Annotated in this window: 13 protein-coding genes; 10 read left to right on the forward strand and 3 right to left on the reverse strand. The window is 61.9% G+C overall.

Going from position 1 to position 15,710, the window contains the following annotated elements:
- Window positions 1-7 precede the first annotated feature (7 nt).
- The 4 genes from OXH56_10795 (at window position 8) to OXH56_10810 (ending at window position 4,457) form a co-directional block, all read left to right on the forward strand.
- Window positions 8-817, forward strand: coding sequence for a hypothetical protein (locus OXH56_10795; protein MCY3555798.1), 810 nt, complete (start codon window positions 8-10; stop codon window positions 815-817).
- Between the two features lie 50 nt (window positions 818-867).
- Window positions 868-1,317: a DUF3830 family protein gene (locus OXH56_10800; GenBank protein MCY3555799.1), complete on the forward strand. Its 450-nt coding sequence runs from the start codon at window positions 868-870 to the stop codon at window positions 1,315-1,317.
- A gap of 244 nt (window positions 1,318-1,561) precedes the next feature.
- Entirely contained in the window at window positions 1,562-2,671 is a 1,110-nt protein-coding gene (locus OXH56_10805; GenBank protein ID MCY3555800.1) for a c-type cytochrome, read from the forward strand.
- A 64-nt stretch (window positions 2,672-2,735) separates the two neighbouring features.
- On the forward strand, window positions 2,736-4,457 hold the full coding sequence (locus OXH56_10810) for a hypothetical protein (protein ID MCY3555801.1): 1,722 nt from the start codon (window positions 2,736-2,738) through the stop codon (window positions 4,455-4,457).
- A gap of 41 nt (window positions 4,458-4,498) precedes the next feature.
- Here OXH56_10810 and OXH56_10815 read toward each other — a convergent pair whose 3' ends face one another.
- On the reverse strand, window positions 4,499-5,452 hold the full coding sequence (locus OXH56_10815; protein ID MCY3555802.1) for a CehA/McbA family metallohydrolase: 954 nt from the start codon (window positions 5,450-5,452) through the stop codon (window positions 4,499-4,501).
- A gap of 92 nt (window positions 5,453-5,544) precedes the next feature.
- Window positions 5,545-7,143, reverse strand: coding sequence for a calcineurin-like phosphoesterase family protein (locus OXH56_10820; GenBank protein MCY3555803.1), 1,599 nt, complete (start codon window positions 7,141-7,143; stop codon window positions 5,545-5,547).
- A 266-nt stretch (window positions 7,144-7,409) separates the two neighbouring features.
- On the opposite strand from OXH56_10820, the gene OXH56_10825 reads away from it, so the two are divergent.
- Window positions 7,410-8,894: an Nramp family divalent metal transporter gene (locus OXH56_10825; protein MCY3555804.1), complete on the forward strand. Its 1,485-nt coding sequence runs from the start codon at window positions 7,410-7,412 to the stop codon at window positions 8,892-8,894.
- Between the two features lie 31 nt (window positions 8,895-8,925).
- Here the strand turns inward: OXH56_10825 and OXH56_10830 are convergent, their stop codons facing one another.
- Entirely contained in the window at window positions 8,926-9,144 is a 219-nt protein-coding gene (locus OXH56_10830; protein ID MCY3555805.1) for a hypothetical protein, read from the reverse strand.
- Between the two features lie 353 nt (window positions 9,145-9,497).
- Here OXH56_10830 and OXH56_10835 point away from each other — a divergent pair, with 353 nt between their 5' ends.
- The 5 genes from OXH56_10835 (at window position 9,498) to OXH56_10855 (ending at window position 15,707) form a co-directional block, all read left to right on the forward strand.
- Window positions 9,498-10,787 (forward strand): serine hydroxymethyltransferase, encoded by a 1,290-nt coding sequence (locus OXH56_10835; protein MCY3555806.1) that lies wholly within the window; start codon window positions 9,498-9,500, stop codon window positions 10,785-10,787.
- 260 nt (window positions 10,788-11,047) lie between these two features.
- Complete coding sequence (gene msrB / locus OXH56_10840; protein MCY3555807.1) at window positions 11,048-11,461, forward strand: peptide-methionine (R)-S-oxide reductase MsrB; 414 nt, start codon at window positions 11,048-11,050, stop codon at window positions 11,459-11,461.
- A 104-nt stretch (window positions 11,462-11,565) separates the two neighbouring features.
- Window positions 11,566-12,699 (forward strand): galactonate dehydratase, encoded by a 1,134-nt coding sequence (gene dgoD, locus OXH56_10845; GenBank protein MCY3555808.1) that lies wholly within the window; start codon window positions 11,566-11,568, stop codon window positions 12,697-12,699.
- 248 nt (window positions 12,700-12,947) lie between these two features.
- Window positions 12,948-14,258, forward strand: coding sequence for a peptidoglycan recognition family protein (locus OXH56_10850; protein MCY3555809.1), 1,311 nt, complete (start codon window positions 12,948-12,950; stop codon window positions 14,256-14,258).
- 87 nt (window positions 14,259-14,345) lie between these two features.
- Entirely contained in the window at window positions 14,346-15,707 is a 1,362-nt protein-coding gene (locus OXH56_10855) for an alanine/glycine:cation symporter family protein (protein MCY3555810.1), read from the forward strand.
- Window positions 15,708-15,710: the final 3 nt, after the last annotated feature.

Below are 15,710 nucleotides of genomic sequence, written 5' to 3' on the forward strand. Positions count from 1 at the left end.
ATAGCCGATGTCGAGAATCGTCATACTCGCCGCGTTGCTCGCTGGATTCATCATTCAGGCAAGCACGGTCTTCGCCGGGGGATGGACGCACGCTCCGGGGAAAGGCTACTTCAAGCTCAATGAGCAGTTGGTTAAGAGCGATTCGTACTTTCAACCGTCCGGACGAAAGACCGATATAACGGAGTTAAGCCGTTATACTACCAGCCTGTACGGCGAATACGGCCTGGCAGACCGGTTGACGCTTGTAGGATATATCCCCTTTTACCAGCATATAAGCGAAGACCGGCCCGGGTCCGAAGCCAAGACGGGTACGGGCGACTGGGAGCTTGGTGCTCGGATCGGATTGCTCACCAACCGGCCCACGGTCGTGAGCATTCAGATCATGGCCGGCCTGCCGCTGGGAGATTCTTTCTCCGATCAACAGGAAGTTGGCCTGTTCACAGGGGACGGAGAATTCAACCAGTTGTTTATGCTCCAGGTCGGTCATTCCCTGTGGCCGACACCGGGCTATCTCAAAGCGGAAATAGGATACAATAACCGCGAGAGCGATTTTTCGGACGAGATACGATACGCCGTGGAAGCGGGATTCATGGTCGGTGAGCGTTTTGGCGTCTCCGGCTGGGTCCGCGGCGCGAAAGCGGTCGGTACAGATGGAGAATGGACCGTGTACGACCAGCAGTACGTGTCTTTCGGTCCGGAGGTGAGTGTTAATTTTACGCCCAACGCGGGAATCACCGCCGGCGTGACGAAGTACACGGGCGCTCACAATGTGCTGGACGCGCCCGCCTGGGACATCGGACTTTTCATGAAGTTGTAGTTCCGACCCTTTAGCTAATCTCAGTCATATTAAGGATTTCTGGACAACTCATGCCGCGCAGGATTCGATTGTCCTTTGTCAACGAAGACGTTTCCGTCGAAGCCGAAATGCTCGAGGACGAGGCCCCGAGGACCTGCCAGGCCGTATGGGACGCCCTGCCCCTGGTGGAGGAGGGCATTCACGCCGTGTACTCCGGCAGCGAAATCGCCTACTTCCTGTCCGAGGACATGGTCATCCCACCCGAGAACCTGACGAGCTGCACATTGCCCGGCGATATCTGCTACTACCGCCTGGAATCGGGCCTGATGCACGGATTGCTGGACGGCATCACTGAACTGTGCTGGTTCGACGGAAGGGACGGCCGCCCCAACATGCCGGACGGCCCGGTCTCGGTGAACCTTTTCGCCCGGATGGTCGGAGACGCCAGTGAATTCTTCGAGGTGTGCTACCGCATTCGGCGGGAAGGGATGAAACGCGTTCGGATCGAACAGGTCGTTTGAATTCGGATCGCAGGAATACGCTCTCAAATCGGTCTAATCTAACACACAGTCTCACATCATATCGTCAACGAAACGGCAGATGACCTCGGTGTCCGATCGGTTCGTTGTGTACTAGGCTGGACCGGACAGTCCGGACAGTCCGGACCGTGCAGCCAGCCTGGCCAATTCTTCCAGTCTAGCTAATTCGACAGCCACCTTCGCAGAAACTTGTACGGATATGCATCTACATTACAGGAATTTTGCGGTGCCGCTCTGTTTTCTAGTTCTCTTTCTGGCGCGTCCTGCCTTCGCCGACCAGGTAGACGGGGCCAACCCCGTTGCCGGGACCAGACCATTAGACGGAGCCAAGCTCTATGAACAAGCCTGCTCGGCCTGTCACGGTTCGGACGGCAGGGGCCGGACAATCGAAGAACTTGGTTTCGAGCTTGAGCTTCCGGACTTTACGGACTGCGAATTTGCGTCCCGCGAACCCGATCCCGACTGGCACGCCGTGATCCATGAAGGCGGGCCGGTGCGGGCCTTCGACCGCATGATGCCTGCCTTCGGGGATGCCCTGACGGACGAGGAAATCTACGCCATCCTCGGGCACGTCCGCACTTTCTGCACCAACGATAACTGGCCCCGCGGCGAATTCAACGTTCCGAAGCCCCTGTTTACCGAAAAGGCCTTTCCCGAAGACGAGACTGTTTTCAACCTGACGCTGGACACGGACGACAGCAAGGCCGTGATGATAGAGCCGTTATACGAAAAGCGATTCGGCCCTCGCGGCATGATCGAGGTGAAAGTTCCCTTCGGCCGACGCAATGCCGAGCGGGACGACGGTACCAACCTGGGCTTCGGAGACGTTTCCCTTGGATATAAGTATGCCCTGTACCACGCGCTGGAGCGCGGCAATGCGTTGAGTGCAGGCGGTGAAGTCATCCTGCCTACCGGCAACGAAGATGAAGGTTTCGGTTCGGGCTCCACCAAACTGGAGCCCTATCTGGCCTTCGTCCAGCTGATGCCCTGCGATGCCTTTTTCCAGGCCCAGGCGCTGGGGGAGTTTGCCGTGAGCGGTACCGCCGAGGATGAGGTAGCCGTCCGGGCGCTGATCGGCAGGACCTTCACGGAGGGTGAGTTCGGCCGGGCCTGGAGTCCCATGGTCGAGGTGCTGGCCTGGCGCGCACTGGATGCCGGTTCCGATGTCACGCTGGACCTTGTGCCACAACTGCAGGTGGCGCTCAATACGCGCCAGCACATACTTTTCAACGTAGGGGTGCGGTTACCGGTCGCCAACAGGCAGGACCGCAAGGCACAGATCGTCATGTACCTGCTCTGGGACTGGTTCGACGGAGGATTTCGCGATGGCTGGTAACCGGACTACGAACCGATGGTCGTCATGTACCTGTCGTGGGACGGGTTTGACGGGAGGTACTGCTTTGGCTGGCAGCTCCGCGAGCAGGCTTCAGAACAGGCCGTGGGCGTACAGCACGCAGGCGCGGCTCGGTCTCGTCTGGCTAACGTTCGCATGGCTGGCATTCGCCTGGATGGCGTTCGTCGGGTTCGCGTGTGCGTCCGTTGACGCGCAATCAGTCGACGAGCAATCAGTCGACGCGCAAACGGTGGACCACAGCACCTTCGCCACTTCGGATCAATGCATCGCCTGCCACAGCAATATCGTCGACGCGGACGGGCAGATCGTGTCCATCAGCCATGTCTGGCGCGGATCCATGATGGCGCATTCCGCCCGGGACCCCTACTGGCAGGCATCCGTGCGGCGTGAGGTCACCGACCATCCGGGCGCGCGGGCCGAGATCGAGGATACCTGCTCGACCTGCCATATGCCCATGGCCCGTGTGGTAGCTCGGGAGAACGGTGGACTCGGGGAGGTGTTTGCGCACCTCGAAGCGGCCCGGCGGGGCGAGGAAAGTGCGCTGCTCGCCATGGACGGAGTGTCCTGCACCACCTGCCACCAGATACAGCCCGATAATTTCGGCGATGAATCAAGCTTCGACGGAAACTTCGTGGTTCGGACGGAATCCGGCGTCGACCCGCGGATTTTCGGACCGTTTGAGGTGGACGACGGGTTGACCCGGGTCATGCAGTCGGCCACGGGTTTCCTCCCGGACAGTTCCGTCCACGTCCAGCAGTCCGAGCTCTGCGCCACGTGCCACACCCTGTTCACGACGAGTCTGGACGCCGAGGGCCGGGAAGTGGCCCGTTTCCCGGAACAGACGCCCTACCTGGAGTGGAGGCACAGCGCCTTCGCGGAATCGGAAAGCTGCCAGTCCTGCCATATGCCGGAGATCGCATCGGCGCCCATCTCCTCGGTGCTCGGAGAATACCGGGAGGGTGTCTCGCAGCATGTGTTCCGCGGCGGCAACGAGTTCATGCTGCGTATTCTGGACAAATACCGCGATGAACTGCTCGTGACTGCACCGTCCAGCGATCTTCAGCGCGCCGCCGAAGCGACCCTGGAAAACCTGGAGACCGCCACCGCCCGGCTGGAGGTGCTGGCCGTGTCCCGCGATGAGGACCACGTTTCTATCGATATCGAGGTGACGAACCTGGCGGGTCACAAGCTGCCGACGGCCTACCCGTCTAGAAGGGCCTGGATCCACCTCGAGGTGCACGATGACGGCGGGAACCAGGTGTTTGAATCCGGCGCCATGCATCCCGACGGAAGCATCGAGGGCAACGACAACGACGCGGACGGGTCCCGTTACGAGCCGCACTACCTGGTGATCGAAGATCCGGGCCAGGTACAGATCTATGAACCGATTATAGCGGACGGGACGGGAAACGTAACCACCGGCCTGCTAACGGCCGTCACCTACGCCAAGGACAACCGGCTGCTTCCCGATGGTTTTGACCGGGAGACGGCCGAGGCCGCCATCATGGTGCACGGCCAGGCGGGGGAAGACGCGGATTTCCAGGCCGGAAGCGACAGGATCACGTACCGGGTCGAGGTCCCGGCCGGCGTGCAGCGCGTCGATGTCCGGGTGCGGCTCATGTTCCAGACGATCGGCTTCCGGTGGGCGCAGAACCTCGCCCCCTACGATGCCCATGAAACGCAGCGCTTCGTCTCCTACTACAACGAAAACGCCTCGACCTCGGCCGTCGTGCTCGCCGAGGCCAACCACCGCCAGGACCTGCCGTAGGTTCCGTCGAGGCCATCCACCGCCTGGCCCCGCCCTGGCTTCTACCGCCCGACGCTCTCCAGGTCCATCGGGTTCGACCACGCCTTCGTGCCGTCCGGCGCGATGATCTCGAATCGGACCCAGCGCGCGTTAGGCCGTAGGGTAAACGTGGCCTCTTCGAAGGTACTGCCGTCCTTTGGCCGGTGCTCCGTTCCGTAGGAATCGAACACGGCAATGATGCGCTGTGCCTCGGAGCACCGTATACTCGCCTCCACGATAGGGTTCCCGTCTCCCCGATCATCGATCCGGTGAAGCTGGATATCCCGGATCTCTGGTCCCGAGCTCACGTAGGCGCAGCCCCGTTCCAGCGCGTCGATGATCGCTTCTGCCGAGCGTTCCCTGACCTTCACCATGTTCCAGCCCCCGTAGGTGTCCTTATTGTCCGTTTCGAGGGCGTGGGAATCGTCGTTGGACAGGGCCGGTATCGTGCGGCCCAGGAGGTCCATCCAGTCGTCCCAGTGCACGGAAGACTCCCCCCGTCCGGCGCAGCGGCAGGTGGTATTGAAAACCTCGATACCGGCCAGGCCGTCCAGGGGAAGAGTATCCCGGAGGATGTTGACCGAACTCCAGTGGGGATGGGCAAGCCAGATCGAGCCGCCCTGCCGCCTGACTTCATCGATCACGTGCTGCGGCGGCATGCGCTTCGAGTCCATGTCCTCGTCGATGTTGTACGCAAGGAAATGGTGGGTCTGGCCTCCGAAGGGGTTTTCCGGATGGATCTCCGCGCCCTGTACCAGCACGAAATCGTCCGGCGCGCTTACCGTATCGATCCGGGTGATCGTGTAGTGATCGGAGATACAGAGGAAGTCGTATCCCTGGTTGACGTAACCGTCCAGCCGCTCCTGGGGGGACGGCTTTCCGTCGGAATTGGTGGTATGGGAATGGAGGTTGCCCTTGAGCCAGAAGTACCCGTCGTCATCGATGTCGAAGGGGCTGATCAGCCCGTCGCTCGCCATGGTGCTCTCCCCGTGGTCTGGCGGTGAAATGGTGTTGTACCGTCGTGAATGGATACGCTGCTTATAGCCTGGCCACGCGCGTCAGCCCGGCTTTAGCCCAGTTCTTCAGTGTACGTCCTGCCGAAGCGGTCCGTGGCCTCGACCACCACCTTCCCGGCGTCCGGTGACACGGGCGCGTAGAACAGGTGATTCGTGGGGACCGGATCCACCCAGGGACGGCGTTCGGGCAGGTCGGCCCCCCGGTGGATGGACTCCGAAAGCGGATCGGTGCCCGGCCGGCGAGCCATGGCGCCTCTCCGCATGCCGTCTTCGTACCAGACAACTTGCCAATCGGGCTCCCAGTCCCAGACGTTCGCCACGATCTCGTTCGGCGCCCCCGGATCGGCGCCGCGGAGATAGACCCGCATCTGGTGGTCTTCACCCAGCCCCGTGGACTTGTAGCGCCATCGGATATCCGAACCGTCGACCTCGTAGACGCCGTACCCGCTGGGCGTCCCGTCCCAGCAGATGGGGCCGCTCCACCAGGCGCCGCAGACCGTGCCCTGGACGATCTCGTGCAACCCGCCTTCGAAGATGTGCTCGTGTTCGTGCACGTGGCCGGAAAAAACGTGGGCCCGGTAGGGCTCGAGCAGTTGGTACATGCGCTCGCGGTTCACGGTCGTGGACGAAATGGACGGACTGCCGTCACCGGTTCGGATGTGTCGCGTGGTGTACTGGGGGATGTGGTTGAACACCGCCACGGTCCTTCCGGCTTCCACCAGCGCAAGGTCCTGGGCGAGCCAGTTGAGCTGATCGTCGGTCACGTAACCGATGTAGCCCTGACCGTGCCAGAACACGTTGTCCAGCACGATGTAGTGGACTTCTCCCCGGTCGAAGGAATAGTAGTTGGGGCCGAAATGGCGGCAGAACGTGCGAATGGATCCGTCGTCGGTCGGACCGAAGTCCAGGTCGTGGTTGCCTACGACCTGGAAGAAAGGCATGCCCATTTGACCCACGCCCCGTTCGTATTCGGGGTACAGGGTCAGGTCGTCGAACATGATATCCCCGCAGCCCACGCCGAACAGCCGGCGGCCGGACAGCGCGGTGGCGGTCTCCTGCACGTCGGGGACCGTCTCCGCGTGGAAGAGGCCCATTTCGTAGGCATCCTGGGTCTGGGGGTCGGACAGGACCAGGAATCCGTGATGTTCATCCGATCCGTCCAGGGCCGCGAGTTCGAAGCGCGCGGCCATCTCCCCCGACTCGTCCGCCGTGATTGGCCGGTAGAAGGAGGCCGTGCCGCTTGGGTTCTGCGCTATGGCGTATCCATCGGGCGTGGAGATCGAAACGAAAGATTGAAGCGTATTTGAAACGAGTTCGAACCGTCCGTCCGCGTCTGTTGCCGTGACCGTCAACCCGTCCGTGACCGCGACTCCGGCCAGACTCGCGCGGCCGGCGGTGACACGTCCGGAGACACGGACCGGGCGGACCGGGCGGACCGGCTGCGCGCCGGCCGGCGCGTTACTCCCGGTCTGCGGCGCGTACGGGTCCGCAAGTATGGGAAAGGGCGCCGCCATCGCCGCGGCCGCGAAGGCCGCCTGCTTGAGAAAGGCGCGTCGGGTCAGGGCTTCCCGGTCTTTGGAACGGCTCGATGATTGGTCTGCTTCATCTAGAATCGCTTTAAGGCCGGGGTTCATCTTAAGGCTCGGGTCCATCGGATGGCTTCCTTTCTGGCCGCCGGATCAGGATCCGGATAAGATGCGAATGGCCGGTGGACCATCCACATCGAGACATGGGGAAGGTATGGGATAATTATACAAAGTCGACACCTGTTGAAACAGGTTTTTGTGAACGAAATACTATAGGTTACGCCGGCTCCACGCTCCGGTCTTCAATGCCGTTGCGCAAAACGGTCCGCCCATGGCTCATCCCGGCATTAATGCTTGATGTGACGGCTTCGTGATCATATCATTTCTTTTCCATGAACGAAGCCCCGAAAGGTCCCGATTCCTCCGAATTCCTGTCCATTCCCGAACCTGCCGGCGTCTACGCGGAACCGTGGTCCTGGAGGAAGTTCAGGCGCATGCTCGGGTTCTTCGGACCCGCCGCGCTGGTGGCGTCCATGGCCGTGGGCGCGGGAGAGACCATTCTGGTTACGGGCGTAGGCGCCTGGGCGGAATACGGCCTGCTCTGGCTCATCCTGCTGAGCGTGCTGGTCAAGGGCGTCGCCGTAACGTACCTGCTGGGCCGATTCACGGCGGTGAGCGGCCAGCCCTTTGGCCGGATGCTGGCGAAGCTGCCGGGTCCCCGCGGCTGGTTTATCCTGACGCTTTTAACCATTGAGCTGCTCGCCCTGAGCATCGCCCTGACGGCGGTCGCCAAACCCTGCGGCAATCTCGTCGTACACATTTTCTCGGATTCGCTGCCGGCCGGACCGACCGATACGTTCTGGGCGAACCTGGTCACGACCGGATTCCTGGGCCTGGCCATCGGGTTGAGCCTGCTGACGTCCTACGAGTTCCTGGAAAAACAGCAGATCATCATCTGCGGCGTCCTGGTCTCCGGCACCATCCTGGCCACCGTGATCGTCTGGCCGAGTCTGGGCGGCGTCCTCATCGGAACGCTGTCCATCGGAAACCTGCCCACCGCCCCGGACTGGGCGCCTTCCGCGGCAAGAAACGACTACTTCCTGAACCTGGTCACCGTCTTCGGCTATGTTGGGGGCACACTGAGCACCTACCTGGCCTATTCCGGGTGGGTGGCGCAGCGGGGCTGGGGCCTGACGAATCATGCCGGGATGGAGCGGCTCGGCAGCCGGATCGACCACACACTGAAAATCATCTATCTGAAGGATGATCCGTCGGAGGCGCGGCGCATGCGCGTACTGCTCTCGCCGCTCAAGTGGGACGTGTCCATGGGCGCGCTCGTGCTCTTCATCGTCACGGCCGCCTTCATGATCGCCGGTGCAGTCGTGCTCTACCCGCGGCAGACCGTCCTCCCCGGCAACGCGTGGGACCTGCTCACGAGACAGTCCTCCATCTGGGCCCAGATCCACGCCGCCCTCATCCCCGTGTACTACGTGGCCATCCTCGCGGCCCTCTGGGGAACCCTGGCCACCATCCCGGAGGCCCTGACCCGGTTCGCCCACGAGTTCCTGACGGCCGTCTGGCCGCGGTTCAAGTCCTATTCCTATCGCAGGTTGCAGACCTGGATCGTGATCTGGTTCTTCATCTCTTCCGCCGCGGCGATCTGGAGCGACATCACCTTCGACCTGATCACGCAGATCGTGGCGCTCCTGGCGACCAACCTGGGTGTGGGCATCGTCTGCTGCGCGGCCGTCTACCTGAATTTCAAACTGCCCCCCGCATACCGCACCCGCCCCGCCATGCTCGTTCTGGGCGTGCTCTCCACCGTGGTGCTCCTTTCGGCCTTCGTCGTCAGCGCCGCGGGCATGCTGCAGAAGTGACGGCCCGCAAGACGACCGGTCTTCCAGACCATCAGGGCTTGAGGTAGTTCAGCAGATTGATGATCAGTCCCGTCAGCACGACGATGGTCGTCAGTCCCGTACCGACCACCCACATTTTCGTTGCGACGTGTTTCTGGGCATCTTCGAGGGCGGACAGGCGATTGTCGATCTTGTTCAGGCGTTCGACAAGGAAATCCCAACGGGATGCCGGTACATCAAATTGATCGTCAAATTGATCTTCTCCTGACATTTCAGCTCCTTCGCGGCTGTCGACCGCGGTCGTCGAATGAATCCGAATCCATGCCCAGCGCGGCAACGCTCTGTGTATCGTATGGCTTCAGTCGCCTAACGTCCGCGGACTGCGTTTAGTGATCGCCGTAAGACATGATGTAAAGGTTATAGTGCGGAACTACCTGAGACTCCTCGCAAAAAACGTCTAAAAATCGACCGATATCCATGCCTCGACGTACCGCGGCATCGCCTCCCGACAGCCGTGCCGCACTGGGTTGGACGCATCCCTTTTCGCTTGCGACTCGCGGCCGGTTTGCTTAGTATGAACCCGTAAGTCTTGGGTTTTTTTCAGGTCAGGGACGGGGGGCGAACATGCAGGACTTTTCCGCCGTACGGCAACGAGACGAGGAGTTGTACGGCCTGCTGGTGGCCGAGCGTGAACGCCAGCGGGACGGGATCGAACTCATCCCTTCGGAGAACTACGTCTCGCCGGCCATCCTGGAAGCCATGGGGTCCGTGCTGACCAACAAGTACTCCGAAGGGTACCCGGGCAAGCGCTACTACGGCGGGCAGCAGTACATCGACAAGATCGAGAACCTGGCCCGCAGGCGGGCGAAGGAACTCTTCGGCGCCGAGCACGTCAACGCGCAGTGCTACTCGGGCAGCCCGGCCAATACCGCGGTCATGTTCGGCCTGCTGGACTACGGCGACACGATCATGGGCATGAAGCTCGACCAGGGCGGCCACCTGACCCACGGGCTGCACGTCAACTACTCCGGCAAGTCCTATAACGTGGTCTCCTACGGGGTGCAAAGGGAAACGGGCCGCATCGACATGGACGAGGTCCGCGACCTGGCCCTCGAGCACCGGCCGAAGCTGATTATCTCCGGGGCCACGGCCTACCCGCGGCAGTTCGACTTCCAGGCGTTCAAGGCCATCTCCGACGAGGTCGGGGCCGTACCCATGGCCGACATCTCCCATATCTCGGGTCTTATCGTGGGGGGCGTCCACCCGAGTCCGCTGCCCTTCACGGACGTCGTCACCACGACCACCCACAAGACGCTGCGGGGTCCGCGCAGCGCGATCATCATGTGTCACAAGAAATACGCGAAGGACATCGACCGGGCCGTGTTCCCCGGGCTGCAGGGCGGTCCCCACGATCATATCACGGCGGCCAAGGCGCTGACCTTCAAGGAGGCCATGAGGCCGGAGTTCAAGGATTATGCGCGTCAGATAGTGGACAACGCGAAGGCCCTGGCCGAAGCACTGCTCGGACACGGATTCGATCTCGTTTCCGGCGGGACCGACAACCACCTCGTATTGGTGGACCTGACCAACAAGGGCATCATCGGCAAAGACGCCGAAACCGCTCTCGACAAGGCCGGGCTGACCGTGAACAAGAACACGGTGCCCTTCGACACACGGTCACCCTTCAGCCCGAGCGGGATCCGCATCGGCACGCCCGCGGCCACGACGCGCGGGATGAAGGAACTCGAGATGAAGCAGATCGCCGGCTGGATCGACACGGCGATCGAGCACCACGGAGACGACGAAAGACTCTCGTCGATCCATGATGAGGTCAGGGAACTCTGTGCCGGTTTCCCCGTCCCCGGGATTTCCACCTCCGGGGCGGCGCTCATGCAGGAGATCGGCAAGGGCTAGCGCCCGGTTGGCATCGGTTAGCGCCTGGTTGGCACCGGTTAGAGCCCGGTTGGCCGAAGCCAACTGCAATCAATTCGTGACGGGGAGGTGGCGTCATGTACCGAATGATCGTAGCCGTAGCCGCTTTTGCCTTCATAGCCGCATGCGATTCGGGCATGTCGAGACAGGACGAGGCGGTGGCCCAGGACAAGTCCGGCGATGTTGAGAAGGTGACCATTGTCGAGGTCGCTTCCGACGGAACGACGAAAGGAGCCGTTACGGTGGATAAAGTGGTCAGGACCGAGGAAGAATGGAAAGAGCGACTCACCGACGAGCAGTACTACGTCACCCGGGAGAAGGGCACGGAACGGGCCTTTACGGGCAAATACAACAAGCACTATGAAGACGGTGTCTACACGTGCATCGGTTGCGGCACGCCGCTCTTCGCGTCCAGGACCAAGTACGAATCCGGCACGGGCTGGCCCAGTTTCTACGAGCCGGTCGCCGAAGAGAACATCGACGAGAAGATGGACCTCAGCTACGGCATGATCCGCACCGAGGTGTTGTGCAGGCGATGCGACGCTCACCTGGGCCACGTGTTTACCGACGGTCCGCAGCCAACAGGCCTGCGGTACTGCATGAACTCCGCTTCCCTGGACTTCGAGCCCGAGAAGAAGGCCCAGCCCGAGAAGTAGATCGCGGCCAAGAAACGAATAAGGATCCCGGCAAGGAACGAGCAGCAGGCTACCGGTCTCCCGGCCTCCGCTCTCACGGCAAGGAGCAGGAGCCTGCGTTACCCATGCGCATTTCCGACGTCAAAGTCTTCCCGGTCTGGTGTGGAAACCGGAACTATCTCTTCGTCAAGGTAGAGACGGACGAGGGTATCTACGGAATCGGCGAAAGCGGCCTGACCTGGTGCGAACAGGCCGTCAAGGAGATCGTCCACGCCCTCCGCGACCGGCTTGTCGGCCAGGACCCGGTGCGCAGGGAGCACCTCTGGCAGGTGATGTTCCGCGTCGGTTTCTTTCCCGGCGCCCACGCCCTTTCAGCCGCGGTCAGCGCCATCGACATCGCCCTCTGGGATATACACGGCAAAGCACTCGGCGTGCCCGTCTACGAGTTGCTCGGCGGCCTGTGCCGGGACAAGGCGGTTTGCTATTGCCATTGCGGCGGCGACGGTCCGTCCGGCGCGCTGGTCGACCAGGCGCGAAGCAGGATGGAAGAGGGCTGGAAGTTCATCCGATGGGGGTTGCCCCACGAAGGCAGCGTACTCGAGCCTACCCGGGCGGTACGGACGGGCATCGCGCAGTTCCAGGCGCTCAGGGAAGCCCTGGGAGACGACGTCGAACTGATCTGCGACGTGCATACCCGGCTCGATCCACCCGATGCGATCGCCTTCTGCCGCGCCGCCGAACCCTACCGTCCCTTTTTCATCGAAGATCCCCTGCGCTCCGAAAACAAGTCGTCCTACCGCATGCTCCGGCAGCACGTCGCCGTGCCCCTTGGCGTCGGCGAGCACTTCACGAGCAAATGGGAATTCCGGGAACTGATCGAAGAAGACCTGATCAACTACGCCCGCACAGACCTCTGCCTCGTGGGCGGGCTGACCGAGGCGCGCAAAGTCGCGGGCTGGTGCGAGACCCACTACATCGACCTTGCGCCGCACAATCCCCTCGGTCCCGTGTCCACGGCCGCCTGCCTGCACCTGAGCCTGGCGTCGTCGAACTTCGCCGTGCAGGAACTGCCCCGCCTGCCGGGCATGCTCCCGGAGGTCTTCCCCGTCCAGGTTGAATGGAAAGAGGGCTACCTGCTGCCGCCTGGCCGACCCGGCCTTGGGGTGGAATTCGACGAGGAAGCGGCCAAACGGTTTCCATACCAGCCGGCCCGGGGTCACATGCTGCAGCGCGAAGACGGCTCTTTCACGAACTGGTAACGGGTTTTCTGACCGGTTGGCAGGGCGCCCGCGAAATCGCGTGGCAAGACCACGCGCGGCCATGGCGTACCCGCGCGGCCATGGCGTAACCGCGCTCGGCCCATGACGTACCCGCGCTCGGCCCATGACGTACCCGCGCTCGGCCCGCGAATGGTTGATCGGTTTATGCGCAGTCCGTGAGCGGCAAGCAGGAAAACAATAAAAAAGCTGTACTAAACAAAACATATGTTTGTTATCTTGCTCTCACGATGGCCCTGATCCCAACGAAATACAGATCCCTCGTACAGGTCCGCGCGCCGGTCTGGCTCATCTGCCTGGCCCTGCTCTGGTCCGTTTCCCTCGAGCCGAAAGTCCTCGAGGCGGCCCCGACGTTTCCGGCAGCCCCGGCGGCGCTTGCGTCCCCGCCTGCCCCGGCGACCCCGAAAATCGTCGACATTCAAAATCGCCTGCCCCGGTCCTTCAAGAAACGCCTCCGCAAATCCAGTCGTTTCATTGTAATACACAGCACGGAATCGGGGTTGAGAAGTGCATTGAACACCGTTTCGCGCAGGGGGTACTCCAACTACCTCGTCGCCCGAAACGGGACCATTTATCGGATCCTGGACAAGAAGTACCTTTCTCACCACGCGGGTCTGAGCATGTGGAATGGCCTCACGAACATCAGCAACCATTCCGTCGGCATCGAACTGGTGGGATACCACAACGACCCCTTTAGCGCGTCCCAGTACGATGCCCTTAAATGGTTGATCGAAGTACTGCAGCGGGTGTACAAGATTCCCGATTACCACGTGCTGGAACACTACCGCGTCGCCTACGGCAGGCCGAACAGGTGGGTAAAACGGCTCCACCGCGGACGCAAGAAGGATCCCGGCGTGTTCAATTTCAGCCGGGCCCGGGCCGGCCTGACCTCGGAGGACCCGCGCAACAGCATACTTTACGATCCGGACGTCAAGGCGGGACGGCTCATACGGGATCCCGATATCGATATCGCCAGGGTCCGCCTCGTGGACCGAGGAAGATATGACGAGGAAGTCGCCCAGCTGTCTGAAAACGTCATTACCCGTCGTAACACGGCGTGGCGCATCGCCCGTGGGCACTATGACGAGGCCTCGACGGTGTACCACTTCCCCAACGGGACGGTCATGCGGGGGAATCAGATCAGGAACTGGGACCGGATCCCGGTCGGGACGAAGGTCTATCTCAACCGCAATCGCACCGAAGATGTCCAGGCGGTCACCGCCGCCGTACCCGTCATCATCCAGGGGACCACGGCCTTCGACATCGCTGGTACGGCCTACCGGCGCTCCGACACCTACTACATCTTTCCGATGGGCACGATAAAACACGGCAGGCAGGTCCGCCGATGGGACCGCATTCCGCCGGGGACGCGGGTGCTCGTCCGTTACAACGCGCCGGTCGCATTGGCCAGCGCCGGCCGCCAGGCCGTACGACGGAACGATACCGTGTTCCTGGTGCCCCAAAACGAAGTGGTAGTTGCCGCCAACGTGCCGGACACTTCACGGCTCGACAGCGGCACCCTGGTCTTCACCAGGAAATAGATTCGACAGACCGCCGCGATTCATCAGACCGCCGCGATTCGACAAATTGCTGCAGGCAATTGCGACGCGCCACACAGGAGGAGATTCATGGAAATGGTGGAACGTGGTATCGTCTTCTTCGCCGATACCGCCTGGTCGTACCTGCTGTACCTGCTGATCGGCGGCGGCCTGTTTCTTCTGCTGTATTCCCGTTTCCTGCCGCTCAGGCATTTCAGGCACTCCATTGAGATCATCCGCGGGAAATACGACGACCCGAACGAACCCGGTGACATCACGCATTTCCAGGCACTTGTCAGCGCCCTCGCGGCCACCATCGGCATGGGTAACATTTCCGGGGTGGCTGTCGCCATCGCGGTCGGCGGCCCGGGCGCCATGTTCTGGATGTGGGTCAGCGCCCTCGTGGGCATCGCGACCAAGTTTTTCACCTGTTCCCTGGCCATCATGTACCGGGGCGAGGACAGTGCCGGCAAGACGCAGGGCGGGCCCATGTACGTCGTCCGGGAAGGGCTCGGTCGCAAGTGGAAACCCCTGGCCATGTTCTTCGCCGTCGTCGCGGTGATCGGATGCCTGCCCCTGTTCCAGGTCAACCAGCTGGTGCAGATCATGCGTGACGTGATCTTCGCGCCCATGGGCGTGGTAGGAGAAGATCATTTCTGGTTCGACCTCACGGCCGGCGTCGTGCTGGTGCTGCTCGTCGGAACCGTCATATTCGGCGGCATCACCCGGATCGCCGACGTCGCCTCCCGCGTCGTCCCGGCCATGGTGATCCTGTACATGTTCTGCGCCCTGTGGATCATCGTGGCGAACTTCGCGGATGTTCCACGGTATCTCATGCTGATCGTCACCGACGCCTTCACGGGAGAAGCCGCGGCGGGCGGTGCCGTGGGCGCGGTTATCATGACCGGCGTGCGCCGCGCCGCCTTCTCGAACGAAGCGGGCATCGGCACTGAATCCCTCGTCCACGGCGCGACGAAGACCCGGGAACCGACGCGCGAGGGCCTGGTGGCCATGTTGGAGCCGGTCATCGACACCATGATCGTGTGTACCTGCACGGCGCTGGTGATCATGATGACCGGGGTATGGCAGACGACTTCCGACAACGGCGTGACGCTGACGGCCAACGCCTTCGAATCCGCCATGCCGGGTTTCGGTTCCTACATGTTGATCGTGTGCGTCCTCTTCTTCAGCACCAGCACGATATTCACCTATTCCTACTATGGAACGAAGTGCCTCGGTTTCCTGATCGGGGCCCGGTGGCAGTTTCTGTACAACTACTTCTACGTCGGCTGCATCATCGCCGCCTCGGTCGCATCACTGGATACCGCCATCAGCATGATCGACGGCACGTTCGCCCTGATGGCCATCCCCACCATGCTCTCGGCCCTGCTCCTGTCGCCCAAAGTGATGGCGGCGATGCGGGACTACCGGCGACGCTTTCAACCGGGATAAGAA

The organism is Gemmatimonadota bacterium (assembly GCA_026702745.1).
GTDB lineage: Bacteria > JAAXHH01 > JAAXHH01 > JAAXHH01 > JAAXHH01 > JAAXHH01.

Bases quoted from the DNA above. Each gene is read 5' to 3' on its own strand.
- OXH56_10855 (MCY3555810.1), top strand. From the start codon at position 14,346: ATGGAAATGGTGGAACGTGGTATCGTCTTCTTCGCCGATACCGCCTGG.
- OXH56_10820 (MCY3555803.1), bottom strand. From the start codon at position 7,143: ATGGACCCGAGCCTTAAGATGAACCCCGGCCTTAAAGCGATTCTAGAT.
- OXH56_10815 (MCY3555802.1), bottom strand. From the start codon at position 5,452: ATGGCGAGCGACGGGCTGATCAGCCCCTTCGACATCGATGACGACGGG.
- OXH56_10835 (MCY3555806.1), top strand. From the start codon at position 9,498: ATGCAGGACTTTTCCGCCGTACGGCAACGAGACGAGGAGTTGTACGGC.
- OXH56_10795 (MCY3555798.1), top strand. From the start codon at position 8: ATGTCGAGAATCGTCATACTCGCCGCGTTGCTCGCTGGATTCATCATT.
- dgoD (MCY3555808.1), top strand. From the start codon at position 11,566: ATGCGCATTTCCGACGTCAAAGTCTTCCCGGTCTGGTGTGGAAACCGG.
- OXH56_10800 (MCY3555799.1), top strand. From the start codon at position 868: ATGCCGCGCAGGATTCGATTGTCCTTTGTCAACGAAGACGTTTCCGTC.
- OXH56_10850 (MCY3555809.1), top strand. From the start codon at position 12,948: ATGGCCCTGATCCCAACGAAATACAGATCCCTCGTACAGGTCCGCGCG.
- OXH56_10825 (MCY3555804.1), top strand. From the start codon at position 7,410: ATGAACGAAGCCCCGAAAGGTCCCGATTCCTCCGAATTCCTGTCCATT.
- OXH56_10830 (MCY3555805.1), bottom strand. From the start codon at position 9,144: ATGTCAGGAGAAGATCAATTTGACGATCAATTTGATGTACCGGCATCC.